The organism is Kitasatospora arboriphila, assembly GCF_039528095.1.
Taxonomy (GTDB): Bacteria; Actinomycetota; Actinomycetes; order Streptomycetales; family Streptomycetaceae; genus Kitasatospora; species Kitasatospora arboriphila.
On record NZ_BAAALD010000036.1, the window covers coordinates 20,441 to 36,161 of the forward strand.

The window sequence follows — 15,721 nt, forward strand, 5'->3', positions numbered from 1 at the left end:
TTCCGGCCCCCGATCTGCTCGAACGGGACGACAGGCTGCACAGCGGCCCGCGGCCCGGCGGCCGCCGGACCAGCCGAAGGGCGTGCTCGCGGTCACGCCTCCACGGGTACGGCGACCTCGCCGGTGCGGCGGAGCTTCTGCCAGCGCAGGCGGCCACCGGTCACCGCGGTGATCGCGGACTGCAGCAGGACGATGTACATCAGCTGCCGGTAGACCAGCTGCTGGGTCGGCAGGCTGATCAGGTGCCAGGGCTTCTCGCGGTCGAGCCGGAAGGCGTACCAGGACAGCACGGCCTGGATCATCAGGAAGCCGCCGAAGCTGGTGAGGGTCAGCCGGGCGTCCGCGAAGAACACGCCGTACAGCAGGAAGATGTCGACGAGCGGTGCCAGCAGCGGGGCGACCACGCCGAACATCACGACGAGCGGCAGTCCGAGGCGGCCGAAGCGTCCGGCCGGCCCGCCGGCGATGACGGCGCGGCGGTGCTTCCACATCGCCTGCATCGAGCCGTAGCTCCAGCGGTACCGCTGGGACCAGAGCTGCTGGATGCTGGCGGGGGCCTCGGTCCAGGCGCGGGCGCGCTCGGCGTAGACGACCCGCCAGCCTTCGCAGAGCACCGCCATGGTGATGTCGGTGTCCTCGGCGAGGGTGTCGTCGCTCATCCCGCCGACCGCCTGCAGGGCCTCCTTGCGGAAGGCGCCGACCGCACCGGGGATGGTCGGGATGATGCCGAGCATGTCGTACATCCGGCGGTCCAGGTTGTGGCCGAGGACGTACTCGATGTGCTGCCAGGCGCCGATCAGGGTGTCGCGGTTGCCGACCTTGGCGTTGCCGGAGACGGCGCCGATGCCCGGGTCGGCGAAGGGCTGGACCAGTTCGCGGACGGTGGACGGCTCGAAGACGGTGTCGCCGTCCATCATCACGACGATGTCGTACGAGGCGGCCGCGATGCCGGTGTTGAGCGCGCTGGACTTGCCGCCGTTGACCTTGCGGATGAGCCGGACGAACGGCAGGTCCATCTCCTCGACGATGTCCGCGGTGCCGTCCGAGGAACCGTCGTCGATGACGATGACCTCGATCGGGTAGTCACTGGCGGCCAGCGAGTTGAGGGTGTTGGCGATGCACTCGCGCTCGTTGTAGGCCGGGACGAGCACGGTGACCGGTTCGGTGACGGGATCGCCCCAGAGGTCCAGCCGCTTGCTGCGGCGGGCGTGGATCGGAGCGAGGACCAGCATCAGCGCGAACCGGCCGAAGTTCAGGAAGCCGACCACGGCCAGCATCGCGATCAGCACCGGCAGGGTCTTCACTCCGAGCTGGGTGGCCCAGATGTAGCCCTTGCCCGCCCACAGCTGGAAGCCGTGCACCGGCGTGGTGGCGCTGGAGGCGCCGAGCGCCTCGGTGATGGTGGCGAAGCGGTAGCCGTCGGCCTGCAGCTTGTCGATGAGCACGCCGAGCGCCTCGACGGTCTGGGAGCGGTCGCCACCGGCGTCGTGCAGCAGGATCAGCTCGCCCGCACCGGGCTTGGCCGGCACCGCCTCCTTGACGATCGCGTCCACGCCCGGACGCTTCCAGTCGTCGGTGTCGTGGTCGATGAAGGCGGTGACGTAGCCCTGGGCACCCAGGTACTTGATGACCGGGTAGCTCCAGTCGTCCAGTGCGGCCGAGTTGGAGGAGTACGGCGGGCGGAACAGCGAGCTGTGCACGCCCGCGACGCCGGCCAGTGCCAGCTGGGTCTGGGCCATCTCCCAGCTGATCCGGGCGTGCGACTGGAACGCCAGGTCGGGGTGGGTGAAGCTGTGCAGGCCGATCTCGTGGCCGCCCGCCACGATCTTCCGGATCAGGTCCGGGTTGCGGGCGGTCATGGCGCCGGTCACGAAGAAGTCCGCGCGGACGTGGCGGGACTCCAGGATCTCCAGGATCTTCGGCGTCCACTCCGCCGAGGGGCCGTCGTCGAAGCTGAGCACCACGGTGCGGTCCGGGATGCGGTAGCTCACCGGGTCGTCGTTGCGGTCGCCGCGCGCGTCGATGACCGGTCCGCCCTTGAGCAGGTTGGTCGGCACGGTCGTCTGGTCGGCCGAGTCGGCGACCCGGGCGTCGTGGAACACCTCGTTGGTGGCCAGGCCGCGCAGGACGATGAGCAGGAGCAGGCACGCCAGCAGGGACAGCGGCATGAAGAAGCGCAACGGCGGCGCGGCCAGTCGGCGCGGCCTCCGCAGGGACTGCCGGCGGCGCTGGTGGCGGGACATTGGCGCTCCTGGAGATGGGTGGTGCGGCGGTTCAGGGGTGCTCGGGCTACAGGCCCGAGCGGGAGGGTGTCCCGGGCGGCGACGTCGGCGGCCGGCCGAAGCCCCGCAGCAGCCGGCCGCGCGGACCGGACCGGCCGGCGAACACCGGTGCGGGAGCGGCCTCTTCGAAGCTTGACTCGCGCACGTCAGGCTGTGGCGGGTGTGCCGATCTGCGTTCGACGAACGAGATGGCTGGGCGCACCGTGCGACGCCTTTCCGTGCAGGGTACGTAGACCGCGGGAGCGTAGTAGCGAACGTTAGTGCACCGGACAGAATCGAATTGAGTTCGATGGGTGGATTTGGCCTGATCTGGCGGGGGGTTGTAATCGGATCGAGATACCGGTCGGTGCATACCGGAACGTGGGCGTGCACGCACCCTTCCCGACCTCGGACTCTCTCCCTCCGGTTCCTGCCGGGCGCGCGCCGGAGGGGTGTTCGCGTCCCGTTAGGATGACCCCTCATCCGATCAGTGCGCACGTGCGACCGGCACGCCCCAAGGAGCCCGCGTGAGTCAGCCCCGCCGCACCCCTCGCCACCGCGCGTGGAGCGTGCTCGCCCTCCCGACCCTGCTGTGCGTGCTCACCGCCTGTTCGAGCGGTCCGGCGTCCGGTGGCGGCGACGGTGGCGGCGACGGCACGACGGCGAAGGGCGGGTCGGTGACCAGCGCCTCGCCGACCCCGACCGGCCCGCCGGGAACCCTGTTCGACAACTTCCACTACACCGGTCCCACCGACCCCGCGCTCACCGCCCACGGCTGGGAGATCCGCACCGGCGAGGGCGGCCCCGGGATCAAGGACACCTGGTCCGACGCCGGCGCGAGCTTCCCCGACGACGCCACCGCCCAGGGCAAGCGGACCCTCCAGCTGCAGGCGTCCACCGACGGCACCCAGAAGGGCACCAAGCAGGCCGAGATCCAGAGCACCGGCGCCAAGCTCTTCAACGGCACCTACGCCGCCCGGGTCTACCTCAGCGACAAGCCGGCCGGTGGCAAGAACGGCGACCACGTCGTCCAGTCCTACTTCCCGATCTCCCCCCAGGACGACTCGGCGAACTACAGCGAGCTCGACTACGAGTACATGACGAACGGCGGCTGGGGCACGCCCGGTCCGCAGCTCGACACCACCAGCTGGTTCAAGGCCGACCCGCCGGACCGGGTCACCAAGCCCCACAAGCAGCGTCTCGGCGGCTGGCACATCATGATGGTCACCTCCGTGGGCGGGAAGGCCACCTACTCCATGGACGGCAAGGAGCTGTTCACCAGCTCCGGCAAGTACGTCCCGCGCGAGAAGATGGACGTCCACTTCAGCAACTGGTTCATCGACCTGCTGCCGTCCCTCGGCGGACAGCGCACCTGGAACCTGAAGATCAACTGGTTCTACTACAAGGACGCCGAGGCCGTCTCCTACGCCGACGTCCAGAAGACCGTGGACGGCTTCTACAGCGCCGGCACCGACTTCGTGGACACCCTGCCGAAGTCCTGACCCAGGCCCCACGGCGAAGGGCGGGCCGGCCCCCGGCCCGCCCTTCGCCGTACGCCCCGACGCCCGCCGCGGCCCCGACGCCCGCCGCCGACGGCCCGGACCCCGGCGGCCGCGACGGAGCAGCACGCGCCGACGGCGTCCCTCGACGTCGTCGCGCGCAACCCGAGGGAGCGGTTCGGCACCGAGTACGTGTCGTTCCTGTTCATCGACGTCGTCGGCCGGCAGACGGTCCGGGTCGACGAGGAGACGGCCACCCGGCAGGGCCGCCGCGCCGAGCAGGTCCGCCTGTCCGGCAGCAGCTACGAGGGCGTGCTGCGCTCCAGGAACTGCTGCACGCACCCGCGGCCCCGCCCCTCGCGACACGGTGTCGAGCGCCGGGGCGGACACCTGACCCGGTCGCTCCCGCCGCCTCGGGTGCAGCCCGGATGCCGCTGGGCCCGCCGAGCGATGCCGTTCGGGCACCGGTTTCACGGCGATTCCCGGATTGACTGTTCAACCTTCCCTCGCCGGGTAGGCGCATGCCGGAAGCAGAACCGTGCAGACCCCGATCCGTGGACGGGCGGTGATTCGGATGACGGCACCCACCTCCTCCCTCGGCCGCCGGCCCGGGGAGACCGCAGGCGGCAGCGAGCGGGTGTTCGGCCTGCGTCTGGAACACGATCCGCGCGCGGCGGCGACCGCCCGCCACGCGGCCCGCCCGGTGCTCAGCGCATGGGGACTGGACGACGACCGGCTCTACGACACCCTGCTGGTCCTCTCCGAGCTCGTCACCAACGCCGTCACCCACGGTCGGCCCCCCGCGGTCCTGTACCTGCGCGCCCAGGACAGCCCGGGTCAGGTCCAGGTCCACGTCAGCGACGGAGGACCGCAGGGCGCCCCGGCCGGCTGGGCCACCGACCGGCCCGCCGACGAACGCGGCCGCGGCGCCTCGATCGTCGCCGCGCTCGCCGACAGCACCGGAATCACCGACCGCACCGGAACGCTGATCGACCATTGGGCCGACATCCCCGCTGCCTGAATCACGCCGGCCGACCCGTCGGCGGACTGCTCCGGCGAGGTGCGGGGGTTGCAGGCCGACACCGGCGCCGGCCGGACAGTGGCCTTCACGATCCGAAAGCCGGCCTGAACAGCGCCGGGTCCACTGATGCCGAGGGGCCGTCAGGGACGCCCTCTGCGCCTGTCCGAAGCCGAGAGGATGCGTTACCTCCGCCACCGGACCGCACTTCGGCTCTGCGCCGCCGACCCGACCCACCGCTTCCACCCGGAGGCTGACACCGTCCCGGACGACGGCATCTGCACCGTCTGCGGAGGTGCGTTGTACCAACGCGACGACGGGGACCACGTCCGCCGGCTGGTCGGCGAGCACGAAGCGCGGCTGGAGCCCGTGGCGCAGCACTACGCCCAGCAGCACCTCCTCCTCGAACTCGACGCGAGCGGTACATCCGCCGAGGTGACGAGCCGTGCGGTGATCGCCCTCCGGGAGCGGAGCCGCTGACGTCGGCGGGCTGTGCACGGCTCGGACCGCGGCTCCCGGGCCTCGGCCCGGCCTCGGCCCGGACTGCACGGGGAGCTCCGAACGGGCGGTGGCAGCAGCCGGTCTGACCGGGGCTCGAAATTTCGTGCGGGGCCGAATCGTCCGCGCTACGGTATGGGCCGTTCGGGGCCTGCCGGCCCCCGGTAGAGAGCGATGCCTCCGTGCACTCTTCTTCTTCCCCACGTCGTCCAGGCCGTTCCACCGCCGCCGCGGCGGCCGTCGGAGTGGTGCTGATCGCCGTGGGTTCGGTGCAGCCCGCCTCGGCGCACGCCGCCGGCAAGGACCGCCCCTCGGTGGGTTCTCAGGGCACCTCGCCCGCGAGCGCGTGCGCGGGTGGCACGGTGCTCGGCGACACGTCGGTGGCCTTCCGCGCCCGGCTGCAGGATCCGGCGGGTACGGCGCTGAGCGCCGAGTTCCGGCTCGTCCGTGCGGACCGGCCGGGGACGGCGGTCATGGCGGTGGGTCCGGGGAAACTGACCGTGGCGTCGGGTCAGGAGGCGGTGGTGGAGGTGCCCGCCGCGACGTTCGAGAACGCCGCGGGTGGGCGGATCACCGACTTCGTGTGGCAGTTCCGGGCGGACGCCGACGGTCTCAAGAGCCAGTGGTCGCCGCAGTGCCGGTTCGCCTTCGACCCGACCCGGCAGGGTGCGCCGGTCGTCGCGGGGCCGAGCGGCGCGGTGATCGGCAAGCCGGTGACCGTGACGGTGGCGCCTCCGGCCGACGGTTCGGTGCCGGCCGGCTACTCGTACCAGCTGAACGTCGGTGCTCCGGTGGAGGTCCCGGCCGACGGCGGCCGCGCGGTGATCACGCTGAAGCCCGACCGGGCCGTCAACACCCTCACGGTCACCAGCCTTTCCCCCGGTGGGAACTCCGGCGGCCGGGTGCAGCTGACGTTCTCCGCCGCGGCGCCGCCGCCGAACCTCACGACCGCCGATCTGACCGGTGACGGCGTGCCCGACCTGGTGACGGTCGGTGGACGCGACGGGCTGCCGTCGGGCATCTGGCTGGCTCCCGGCACCGGCGACGGCCACGTCGGCCCCGCCGTGAACATCGGCGCGGCGGGCCCGGGCTTCAGCACCGAGCCCACCCCGTCCGACTGGGACGGCGCGGTGCCGCTCACCGGACGGTTCACCGGCGGGTCCTTCCAGGACCTGCTGTTCTACTACCCGGGCGGCATCCGGGCCGGCCACTTCGGGGTGCGCGCCGGCGACGGCGGCGGAGGTGCGCTGCCCGCGGGCGGGCCGAACGGTGACCTCACCGACTGGGTGGGCAGCTACCCCTCGCAGGTCGCCGAGGCCGGTACGGTCTCCGGCCGCGCCACCGGGTTCCCGGACCTGCTGGGCATAGCGCCGGACGGCTCCGGCGGCACCGCGCTCAGCCTGTACCCGGCGGGCTGGGTCACCGGCGTGTTCGACATGCCGACGGCGCTGAACGTCCGTACCCCCGACGGCACCGACTGGAACGACTGGACGATCGCCTCGACCGAGGTCGCCGCGCCGGGCGGCACCACCAGCACCGCGCTGTTCCTGTGGAAGAAGTCCACCGGCGAGCTGGACGTGTGGAAGGACCTGGCCGCCGACCCGAACACCGGCGCCCTGACCTACCACGCGTTCCCGGTGGCCACCGGCTGGAACACCGGCGCCGACGTGCAGCTCCGGGCAGCGGACATCGACTCGGACGGCACCCCGGACCTGTGGACGGTCGGTGCGGGCGGCCAGGTCACCGCGAACCTGTTCCACGGCCTGTCCGCCACCGGACCGGCCGGCCTCACCCAGGTGAACAGCACCCTCTCCCACTGATCCCGCGGCGGCAGCCGAGGCGCCCCCGGACCTCCCGGGGCGCTTCGGCGTGTCCGGCCTCCTCCGATCCGCGTGCGTCCGGTCGGCCGTCCGTCGCACTCGCGTGCCGACGGGGTGCCCGTCCTCGCTCCACACACGATCGGAACGCGGACGGGCCTACCGGCGACGGTGGTCGTTGGGCGCCAGGCGCGGCCCGAACCGTGGTGCGCGGACGCCGAGGGTGCGGATGAGGCGGCAGACGCGGTGGCGGTGGCCGGCGTAGGGGGCGAGGAGTTCGAGCATCTCCTCGTCGGTGCCGCGGGCCTTCCCGGCGAGGGCCCAGACGACGGTGTTGGGCAGGTGGAGGTCGCCGACGGAGACCGCGTCCGGGTCGCCGTTGCAGCGCTGCAGGGTCTCGGCCGCGGTCCACGGCCCGATGCCCGGTACGTGCATCAGCCGGGCCGCCGCCTCGGTGCCGGCCATGGCGGAGGCCTCCTCCAGGCGGGGCGCGAGCCGTACCGCGCGGAGGATCGTCTCGGTGCGCTTCGCATCGACCCCGGCGCGGTGCCAGGACCAGGAGGGCACGAGTGCCCATTCCCGTGCCGACGGCGGGACCACGAGTCCGAGTTCGGTGCCGGGCCCGGGCGCCGGAGTTCCGTGGCGGCGCAGCAGGTACCGCCAGGCGCGGTGCGCCTCGGTCACGGTGACCTTCTGCTCCAGGACGGACGGCACGAGCGAGTCCATCACCAGCCCGCTCGCGCCCAGGCGCAGACCGGGGTTGCGGCGCTGGACGTCCCGCAGCTTCCCCGGCGGCAGCACCAGTCCGTCCGGCCGGTCGTTCGCGCCGAGCATCGCCGGGAGTTGCTCCAGCAGCCAGTCCGCGCCCGGCCCCCACGCGGTCGCGGCGACGGCGCCCTCGGCCGGCCGGGCCGCGATCCGCAGCGTCCCCAGGCCCGCCGGGGTGCGCGACGCCCGCCACACGGTGCCCGCCTGCACGAGGATCGTCGGATCGCCGGCTCCGCGGCGCAGCGGCGCGACCACCGCGGGCAGGTCGAGCGGGTACGGCGGGCACCAGGTACGCGATCGTGCTGCGCCGTCCACCACTCTCACCGCCATGCCCGTGTCGTTCGACGCCGCCGTGGTCCGGCGGCACCGGGGCACGGTACGCCACCAGTCTGACAGTGGCCGCCGAGCCGTCGAGGTTCCGGTGCCGCCGGCGATCGGCCTGCCGGACCGGGGTGTCCCGGGTCGGCTGGGCCCTGCTCGTCGCGTGACGATTCGGCGACACGCCTAATTCGAACTCGCGTTCTACGAAAATTTGTTCGATCCTATGCGTGTGGAGACGACGCTCAGCGCCCTGGCGGCCCAGCTCCGGCCGTCCCGGCCGGGACCGCTGGTACCCGTCCTGCCTGCCCTCCACGACCTCCTGCCCGAACGCGGCCTGCGCCCCGGCACCGTCGTCTCCGTCGGCGGGGACACCTCGCTGATGCTCGCCCTCGCAGCAGCCGCCACCACCGCCGGCACCTGGTGCGCAGCCGTCGGCCTGCAGGGCCTCGGCCTGGTCGCCGCCGCCGAGCTCGGCGTCGCCCTCGACCGCCTCCTGCTCGCCGAGAACCCGGGGGAGCGCTGGCCCGAGGTCGCCACCGCCCTCGCCGACGCGGTCGGCATCATGCTGCTGCGCCCGACCGGCACCGTCGCCGGCCCGCTCGCCGCACGCCTGCCGGCGGTGGCTCGGCGCACCGGCTGCGCGCTGGTGGTGGCCGGTCCGTGGCCGGGCGCCCAGGTGCGCCTGGACGTGGTCGACCGGTCGTGGGTCGGGGTGGGGCAGGGCCGCGGCCGGCTCCGGGCGCGGCGGATCACCGTCGCCTCCGGTGGGCGGGGCGCCGCCGCCGTCGGACGGCAGACGCAGCTGTGGCTGCCGGACGCGGACGGCGCGATCCGCCGCGCCGGGCCCGCCCACCGCGCGGCCGGGGTACCGGCCCAGGCCCGGTACGCGGCGGCCGAACGCGGCCCGCTGGCGGTGGTGTGATGGCCGCGGACCCCGAGAACACGGACGCGCCGCGCGCGCTGGTGGTCTGGTGCCCGGACTGGCCGGTGACCGCCGTCCTCGGCACCGACCTGGACCCGGCCCGGGCGGCGGCCGTGGTCGAACGCGGCCGGGTGCTGGCCGCGACCGACGCGGCCCGGGCGGCCGGCGCCCGCCGCGGCCAGAAGGTCCGCACCGCGCAGTCCACCGTCGCCGGCCTCGAACTCCACGACCGCGACCTCGACGCGGAGGCCCGCCTGTTCGAGCAGGTCGCCCACACCGTCACCGGCCTCGCCCCGCACCTGGAAGTGCTGCGCCCCGGGATCTGCGCGATCCCCGCGCGCGGTCCGGCCCGCTTCCACGGCGGCGAGGACCGCCTGGTGGAGAAGGTCATCGACGCGGTGGAGGCAGCCGGCTTCGAGTGCCGGGTCGGCATCGCCGACGGCCTGGCCGCGGCCCGGCTCGCCGCCCGCTCCCACCGGGTGGTGCCGCCGGGGGAGAGCGCCCGCTTCCTGGCGAGGTTCCCGGTCGGCGAGCTCGCGGACGAGAAGCTCGCCGACCTGCTGGTGCGGCTCGGCCTGCCGACGATCGGTCAGTTCGCCGCGCTGCCCGCCGGATCGGTCGCCGACCGGTTCGGCCCGGCCGGCGTCGCCGCGCACCGCGCCGCCCGCGGACTGGAGGCCCGCCCGGTCGTCGCCCGCCCACCGGGCTTCGACCTGACCGCCGAGGAACGCTTCGAGGAACCCCACCTGCTCGCGGAACCCCTGGTCTTCGCCGCCCGCGTCCTCGCCGAACGCCTGCACACCGGCCTCGCCGCCGCCGGCCTGGCCTGCCGGCGGTTCGAAGTGGAGGTCCAGTGCGCGGACGGCACCGTCGCCTCCCGCGCCTGGCGCCACGAGGGTGCCCTCTCGATCGGCGCGGTCGCCGAACGCGTCCGCTGGCAGCTCCAGGCCTGGCAGCACCGCGCCCTGTTCTCCGCGGCGGCCGGCGGCGCGGTCGCACTGCGCCTGGTGCCGGACGGCCTGGTCGCCGACCAGGGCCGGCAGCTGTCCCTGCTGGACGGCGACCGGGAGGCCACCGACCGCGTCGAACGGGCCGTCGCCCGCGTCCAGGCGATCCTCGGCCACACCGGCCTCGTCACCGTCGAGCTCGCCGGCGGCCGCGCCCCCGCCGACCGGGTGGTCCGCACCCCGTGGGGCGACGCGCACCAGGAGCGGCGCGCCGACGGGCCGTGGCCCGGACGCCTGCCCGCACCGTCGCCCGCCTACGTGCCGCCCGCCCCCGTGCCGGTGCGGCTGCTGGACGCCGACGGGCAGGAAGTCCAGGTGACCGCCCGCGCGGAGGCCCTCGCGCCGCCCGCCCGCCTGATCCTCGGCGGCCGGGCGGTCGAGGTGACCGGCTGGGCCGGGCCGTGGCCGGCGACCGAACGCTGGTGGGACACCGCCGACGCCCGCCGCACCGCCCGCCTGCAGGTCACGCTCGCCGACGGCCGTGCCTTACTGCTCGCCGTCGAGGGCGGCCGCTGGCGCGTCGAAGGCGCCTACGACAGCTGAGCAACCGGCGGCCCCGGACCCGATGACCGCACCCCCCGAGCACCACCTGGAACGACATGGGATTCACCAACCACCCCACCACGCCGTGGCGCGAACCGGAGCGCCGCACGGCCGGCGGCCGCGCCGTCCCCGGCGGGGGAGAGGTCGTCCCCTTTCCCGGCCCAGCCGCGTCCACGCCGCCTCGGCCGGAGCCGAGGCGGGCCGGCCCCGGCTGGGCCGAGCTCCACGTCCACACCTCCTACTCCTTCCTCGACGGCGCCTCCGACCCGGCCGACCTGGTCGCCGAGGCCGTCCGCCTCGGCACCGAGGCCCTCGCCGTCACCGACCACGACGGCCTCTACGCCGCAGCCGTCCTCGCCGGCGAGGCCCGCAAGGCCGGCATCGCCACCGTGTTCGGCGCCGAACTCACCCTCGGCGCCACCGGCGAACCCACCGGAACCCCCGACCAGGACGGCGAGCACCTCCTCGTCCTCGCCCGCGGCCCCGAGGGCTACCGACGGCTGTCCAGGACGATCGGCGACGCCCACCTCGCCGGCGCCGGAAAACGCCGACCCGTCTACGACACCGACCGCCTCCCCGACGCCGCCGACGGACACTGGGCGATCCTCACCGGCTGCCGCAAGGGAGCCGTCCGCCGCGCCCTCGAGACCGAAGGGCCCGCCGCCGCGGAGCGGGAGCTGCGCGCACTCGCCGACCGGTACGGACCCGCCAACGTGTTCGTGGAACTGACGGACCACCGGGTACCCGGCGACGACGACCGCAACGACGCCCTCGCCGGCCTCGCCCACCGCACCGGCCTCACCCTGATCGCGTCCACCGCCGCCCACCACGCCGCCCCCGCCCAGACCCGCCTCGCCCAGACCCTCGCCGCCCTGCGCCAGCGCCGCACCCTCGCCGACGCCGAGCCCCACCTCGCCGCCGCCGGCACCGCCCACCTGCGCTCACCCGCCGAGATGGCCGCCCGCCTCACCCCCTGGCCCGGCGTCCAGCAGAACACCGTCGACCTCGCCCACGCCTGCGCCTTCGACTTCCGCGCCCTCGACCCCGAACTCCCCGGCTTCCCCGTCCCCGACGGCCACACCGAAGCCGGCTGGCTGCGCCGGCTCACCCTGGAGGCGGCCCGGCGCCGCTTCGACCCCTCGAACACCAGGGCGCACCGGCAGGTCGACTACGAGCTGACGGTGATCGAGCAGCTCGGCATGGCCGGCTACTTCCTGATCGTCCACGACATCGTCGACTTCTGCCGCCGCGCCGACATCTGGTGCCAGGGCCGCGGCTCCGCCGCCAACTCCGCCGTCTGCTACGCCCTCGGCATCACGAGCGTCGACCCGATCCACTACGGCCTGCTGTTCGAACGCTTCCTCAGCCCCGAACGCGACGGCCCGCCCGACATCGACCTCGACATCGAGCACCGCCGCCGCGAGGAGGTCATCCAGTACGTCTACGACACCTACGGCCGCGACCACGCCGCCCAGGTCGCCGACGTCATCACCTACCAGCCCCGCCTCGCCGTCCGCGACGCCGCCCGCGCCCTCGGCCACGCCACCGGCGACCTCGACCGCTTCGCCCGCGAGACCGGCTGGCACGAGATGCCGCCCGCCGACGCGAGCGTTCCCGACGACGTCCGCGAACTCGCCGGGCAACTGCGCGGCCTGCCGCGCCACCTCGGCATCCACTCCGGCGGCATGGTGCTCACCCGCCGCCCGGTCGCCGAGACCTGCCCCACCGAGTGGGCCCGGACGCCCGGCCGTTCCGTCCTGCAGTGGGACAAGGACAGCGTCGCCGCCGCAGGCCTCGTCAAGATCGACCTGCTCGGCCTCGGCATGCTCTCCGCCCTCCACGACACCTGCGACCTCGTCGCCGAGCACCACGGCGTGCGGTTCGACCTCGCCACGATCCCGCCGGACGACCCCGCGGTGTACGACATGCTCTGCCGCGCCGACACCGTCGGCGTCTTCCAGGTCGAGTCCCGCGCCCAGGCGTCCGCCCTCCCGCGGATGCGGCCGCGGAAGTTCTACGACCTCGTCGTCCAGGTCGCCCTCATCCGGCCCGGCCCCGTCCAGGGCGGCTCCGTCCACCCCTACATCCGCCGCCGCACCGGCCACGAGGAGGCCGCCGTCCCGCACCCGCTCATGGAACGCGCCCTCGCCAAGACCCTCGGCGTGCCGCTCTTCCAGGAGCAGATGATGCAACTCGCCGTCGACTGCGCCGGCTTCAGCCCCTCCGAGGCCGACAGGCTCCGCCAGGCCATGGGCGCCAAACGCTCCCACGAACGCGTCGCCGAACTCCGCGAACGCCTGCTCGCCGGCATGGCCGAACGCGGCATCCCGCCTGAGGTCGCCGAGGACGTCTACGTCAAGATCGACGCCTTCTCCTCCTACGGCTTCCCCGAGTCCCACGCCGCCGGCTTCGCCCTCCTCGTCTATGCCAGCGCCTGGCTCAAGCACCACCACCCGGCCGCATTCACCTGCGCCCTGCTCGCCAACCAGCCCATGGGCTTCCACTCCCCGCTCACCCTGATCGCCGACGCCCGCCGCCACGGCGTCGACGTCCGCCCCGCCGACATCAACCTCTCCCGGGCCGGCCCCACCCTGGAGGCCGGCCCCGAGCCCGACAGGCCGGCCATCCGCCTCGGACTCGAAACCGTCCGCGGCCTCGGCACCGACCACGCCGGGGCCGTCGCCGCCGGCCGCCCCTACACCGACCTCGAAGACCTCGCCCTGCGCACCGCCCTGCCCGCCCCCGCGCTGGAGGCGCTCGCCACCGCCGGCGCGTTCAAGAGCCTCGGCCTGACCCGCCGCCAAGCCCTCTGGTCCGCCGGGCTGCTCGCCCGCACCGAACCGGGCATGCTGCCCGGCACCGCCCCGGCGCTCACCGCCCCGGACCTACCCGGGATGACGGCCGTCGAGGAGACCATCGCCGACCTGTGGGCGACCGGCGTCTCCGCCACCAGCCACCCCGTCCAGCACGCCCGCCCCCACCTCGACCGGTGCGGTGCCCTGACCGCCGCCGCCTTCAGGACCGCCCCCGCGAACAGGCCGGTCGTCGTCGGCGGCCTGGTCACCCACCGCCAGCGCCCGCCGACGGCCGGCGGCGTCCTGTTCATCTCCCTCGAGGACGAGACCGGCCTGATCAACGTGGTCTGCCCGCCCCACGTGTGGGAGCGCCGGCGCCGCACCGCCCTGCAGAACGCCGGCCTCCTCGTCCACGGCACCGTCGAGCGCCGCGACGGCGCCACCAACCTCCAGGCCACCCGCCTCGCCCCGCTCACCCTCGCCCCCGGCACCACCAGCCGGGACTTCCGCTGACCACCCGCCGGTGCGTAGGTGCGGGTCCGCCGTCGCCGGCCGACCGGGTGCTGTCAGTGGCGCGGGCTACCGTCGGGGTCACGGCCACGACCAGCAGGAGGGGACAGCAGCCATGGCAGACAACCCCGGCACGCTCGTGCACGGCCGGCGCCGCGCGGTGGGCCGCGACGGCCTGACGGACCGGCAACGGGCCATCCTCGCGGTGATCGCCGACCACACCGCCGCCCGCGGCTACCCGCCCACCCTGCGCGAGATCGGGCGGGCCGTGGGCCTGTCCAGCAGCTCCTCGGTCGCCCACCAGATCAACCGCCTCCAGGACCTCGGCCACGTCGAGGCCGACCCCCAGCGCACCCGCACCTACCGCCTCACCGCCACCCGCCCCACCGCCCCCGGCGGCCCGGAGCGCGGTTCGGTGGCCGTTCCCCTGGTCAGCCCGGGTCACGCCGGCGGCCCGCTCGCCGCCGTGCACGACGAGGACGTGCTGCACCTGCCCCGCCGGATCGTCGGCGACGGCGAACTGATCGCACTCACCGTCCGCGGCGCCGCCACGACCGACGGCACGATGCGCGACGGCGACCTCGTCATGGTCCGCCGCCAGGGCGTCGCGGACGACGACGACCTCGTCGCCGCGATGATCGACGGCGAGACCACCATCAGCCGCTACCGCCGGGACGGCGAACGCACCTGGCTCCTGCCGCACCTCGCCGCCCACCGGCCCGTCCCCGCAGACCGCGCCACCGTCCTCGGCAAGGTCGTCGCCGTCCTGCACACCATGTAGCACCACCGGGACGACCGGCGGCCCGGCTGCACGCCCGACACCGCACCGGTCCTGCGCCCCCACCAGCCTGCCGACCGGCCACCGGTGGGACCGGGTACCGGGGGTGACCCTGCTCGGGGACGCCGCCCACCTCGCGGCCCCGAACGGCGAAGGCGCCAACCTGGCCATGCTCGACGGCGCCGAACTCGGCACGGCACTCGCCGCGCACCCCGACGACGTCGAGGCCGCGCTCGGCGACTACGAGCAGGCCGTGTTCGCCCGCGGCACCGAGGCCGTCGTCTTCGAAGGCGCCGAGGTCGTCCAGGGGATCGACTCCGAGGACAACACGGCCCGGGCCATGCTCCGGATGATCACCGGACAGGGGCAGTGAACCCCGTGAGCCCCGAGCGGTGCTCTCGCTCCCGCCCTCGTCAGGCTGTCCGACTCCCCTGACAGGAGATGTCAGGGGAGTGCTCCTAGCCTGCGGCCCATGGACAACAGCACCGGCTTCGGCTTCTTCACCGGCACCTACGACGTCGTCAACCGTTGGCGCAAGGACTTCCTCGATCCGACCGAGGGCGACGACCGCTGGGAGGAGTTCCCCGGCATCACCCGCGCCACCGCACACTTCGACGGGCGGGCCAGCTTCGACGAGATCGAGTTCCCGACCAAGGGCTTCACGGGCCTGACCCTGCGCCTGTACGACCCGGCCGCCGACGCCTGGTCCCTGTACTGGGCGAACGAGCGCACCGGCATCCTCTGCCCGCCCGTCGTCGGCTCCTTCCAGCCGGACGGCACCGGTCTCTTCCACGGCGACGACGAGTACCGGGGCCGCACGGTGCACGTCCGCTTCGTCTGGTCGGAGATCACCGGGACCACCGCCCACTGGGAGCAGGCCTTCTCCGTGGACGAGGGCCGGACCTGGATCACCAACTGGCACATGCACATGACCCGCCGCGAGGACTGACCGCCCCGCTCGCCCGGCCGGGGACCCGGGCCGCG

General features: G+C 74.2%; 11 protein-coding genes and 1 pseudogene. 10 read left to right on the forward strand and 2 right to left on the reverse strand.

All coding sequences use genetic code 11. The annotated features are described in order from the left end of the window. Positions 1 to 92 precede the first annotated feature (92 nt). Positions 93 to 2,243: a bifunctional polysaccharide deacetylase/glycosyltransferase family 2 protein gene (locus ABD353_RS19490; RefSeq protein ID WP_344624920.1), complete on the reverse strand. Its 2,151-nt coding sequence runs from the start codon at positions 2,241 to 2,243 to the stop codon at positions 93 to 95. A 545-nt stretch (positions 2,244 to 2,788) separates the two neighbouring features. Between ABD353_RS19490 and ABD353_RS19495 the strand changes: the two genes are divergently transcribed. The 4 genes from ABD353_RS19495 (at position 2,789) to ABD353_RS19510 (ending at position 7,096) form a co-directional block, all read left to right on the forward strand. Beyond that, entirely contained in the window at positions 2,789 to 3,763 is a 975-nt protein-coding gene (locus tag ABD353_RS19495; RefSeq protein WP_344624921.1) for a glycoside hydrolase family 16 protein, read from the forward strand. 571 nt (positions 3,764 to 4,334) lie between these two features. Beyond that, positions 4,335 to 4,781: an ATP-binding protein gene (locus ABD353_RS19500; protein WP_344624922.1), complete on the forward strand. Its 447-nt coding sequence runs from the start codon at positions 4,335 to 4,337 to the stop codon at positions 4,779 to 4,781. A 177-nt stretch (positions 4,782 to 4,958) separates the two neighbouring features. Beyond that, positions 4,959 to 5,258: an adenylate kinase family protein gene (locus ABD353_RS19505; protein WP_344624923.1), complete on the forward strand. Its 300-nt coding sequence runs from the start codon at positions 4,959 to 4,961 to the stop codon at positions 5,256 to 5,258. A gap of 266 nt (positions 5,259 to 5,524) precedes the next feature. Continuing rightward, a complete protein-coding gene (locus ABD353_RS19510) occupies positions 5,525 to 7,096 on the forward strand; it encodes a hypothetical protein (RefSeq protein ID WP_344624924.1) in 1,572 nt (523 codons plus the stop codon). Positions 7,097 to 7,252: 156 nt separating this feature from the next. Here ABD353_RS19510 and ABD353_RS19515 read toward each other — a convergent pair whose 3' ends face one another. Then, the gene (locus ABD353_RS19515) at positions 7,253 to 8,191 is read right to left on the reverse strand and encodes a DNA-3-methyladenine glycosylase family protein (protein ID WP_344624925.1); all 939 of its coding nucleotides are present in this window, start codon (positions 8,189 to 8,191) and stop codon (positions 7,253 to 7,255) included. A 220-nt stretch (positions 8,192 to 8,411) separates the two neighbouring features. On the opposite strand from ABD353_RS19515, the gene ABD353_RS19520 reads away from it, so the two are divergent. The 6 genes and pseudogenes from ABD353_RS19520 (at position 8,412) to ABD353_RS19545 (ending at position 15,686) form a co-directional block, all read left to right on the forward strand. After that, positions 8,412 to 9,104: a hypothetical protein gene (locus ABD353_RS19520; RefSeq protein ID WP_344624926.1), complete on the forward strand. Its 693-nt coding sequence runs from the start codon at positions 8,412 to 8,414 to the stop codon at positions 9,102 to 9,104. Continuing rightward, on the forward strand, positions 9,104 to 10,654 hold the full coding sequence (locus ABD353_RS19525) for a Y-family DNA polymerase (protein WP_344624927.1): 1,551 nt from the start codon (positions 9,104 to 9,106) through the stop codon (positions 10,652 to 10,654). Before ABD353_RS19520 ends, ABD353_RS19525 begins: the two co-directional genes overlap by 1 nt. A 56-nt stretch (positions 10,655 to 10,710) precedes the next feature. After that, entirely contained in the window at positions 10,711 to 13,962 is a 3,252-nt protein-coding gene (locus ABD353_RS19530; RefSeq protein ID WP_344624928.1) for an error-prone DNA polymerase, read from the forward strand. A 112-nt stretch (positions 13,963 to 14,074) separates the two neighbouring features. Then, positions 14,075 to 14,740, forward strand: a complete 666-nt coding sequence (lexA, locus tag ABD353_RS19535) for a transcriptional repressor LexA (protein WP_344624929.1) — start codon at positions 14,075 to 14,077, stop codon at positions 14,738 to 14,740. A 36-nt stretch (positions 14,741 to 14,776) separates the two neighbouring features. Next, a pseudogene (locus ABD353_RS19540) lies at positions 14,777 to 15,110 on the forward strand (FAD-dependent oxidoreductase); the annotation flags it as partial. A gap of 99 nt (positions 15,111 to 15,209) precedes the next feature. Continuing rightward, positions 15,210 to 15,686, forward strand: a complete 477-nt coding sequence (locus ABD353_RS19545) for a hypothetical protein (protein WP_344624930.1) — start codon at positions 15,210 to 15,212, stop codon at positions 15,684 to 15,686. Positions 15,687 to 15,721: the final 35 nt, after the last annotated feature.

What these genes read in the sequence shown, in the direction of transcription:
- ABD353_RS19505 (WP_344624923.1), top strand. Translation starts at nt 4,959, where the DNA reads ATGCGTTACCTCCGCCACCGGACCGCACTTCGGCTCTGCGCCGCCGAC.
- ABD353_RS19545 (WP_344624930.1), top strand. Translation starts at nt 15,210, where the DNA reads ATGGACAACAGCACCGGCTTCGGCTTCTTCACCGGCACCTACGACGTC.
- ABD353_RS19490 (WP_344624920.1), bottom strand. Translation starts at nt 2,243, where the DNA reads ATGTCCCGCCACCAGCGCCGCCGGCAGTCCCTGCGGAGGCCGCGCCGA.
- ABD353_RS19500 (WP_344624922.1), top strand. Translation starts at nt 4,335, where the DNA reads ATGACGGCACCCACCTCCTCCCTCGGCCGCCGGCCCGGGGAGACCGCA.
- ABD353_RS19515 (WP_344624925.1), bottom strand. Translation starts at nt 8,191, where the DNA reads ATGGCGGTGAGAGTGGTGGACGGCGCAGCACGATCGCGTACCTGGTGC.
- lexA (WP_344624929.1), top strand. Translation starts at nt 14,075, where the DNA reads ATGGCAGACAACCCCGGCACGCTCGTGCACGGCCGGCGCCGCGCGGTG.
- ABD353_RS19525 (WP_344624927.1), top strand. Translation starts at nt 9,104, where the DNA reads ATGGCCGCGGACCCCGAGAACACGGACGCGCCGCGCGCGCTGGTGGTC.
- ABD353_RS19530 (WP_344624928.1), top strand. Translation starts at nt 10,711, where the DNA reads ATGGGATTCACCAACCACCCCACCACGCCGTGGCGCGAACCGGAGCGC.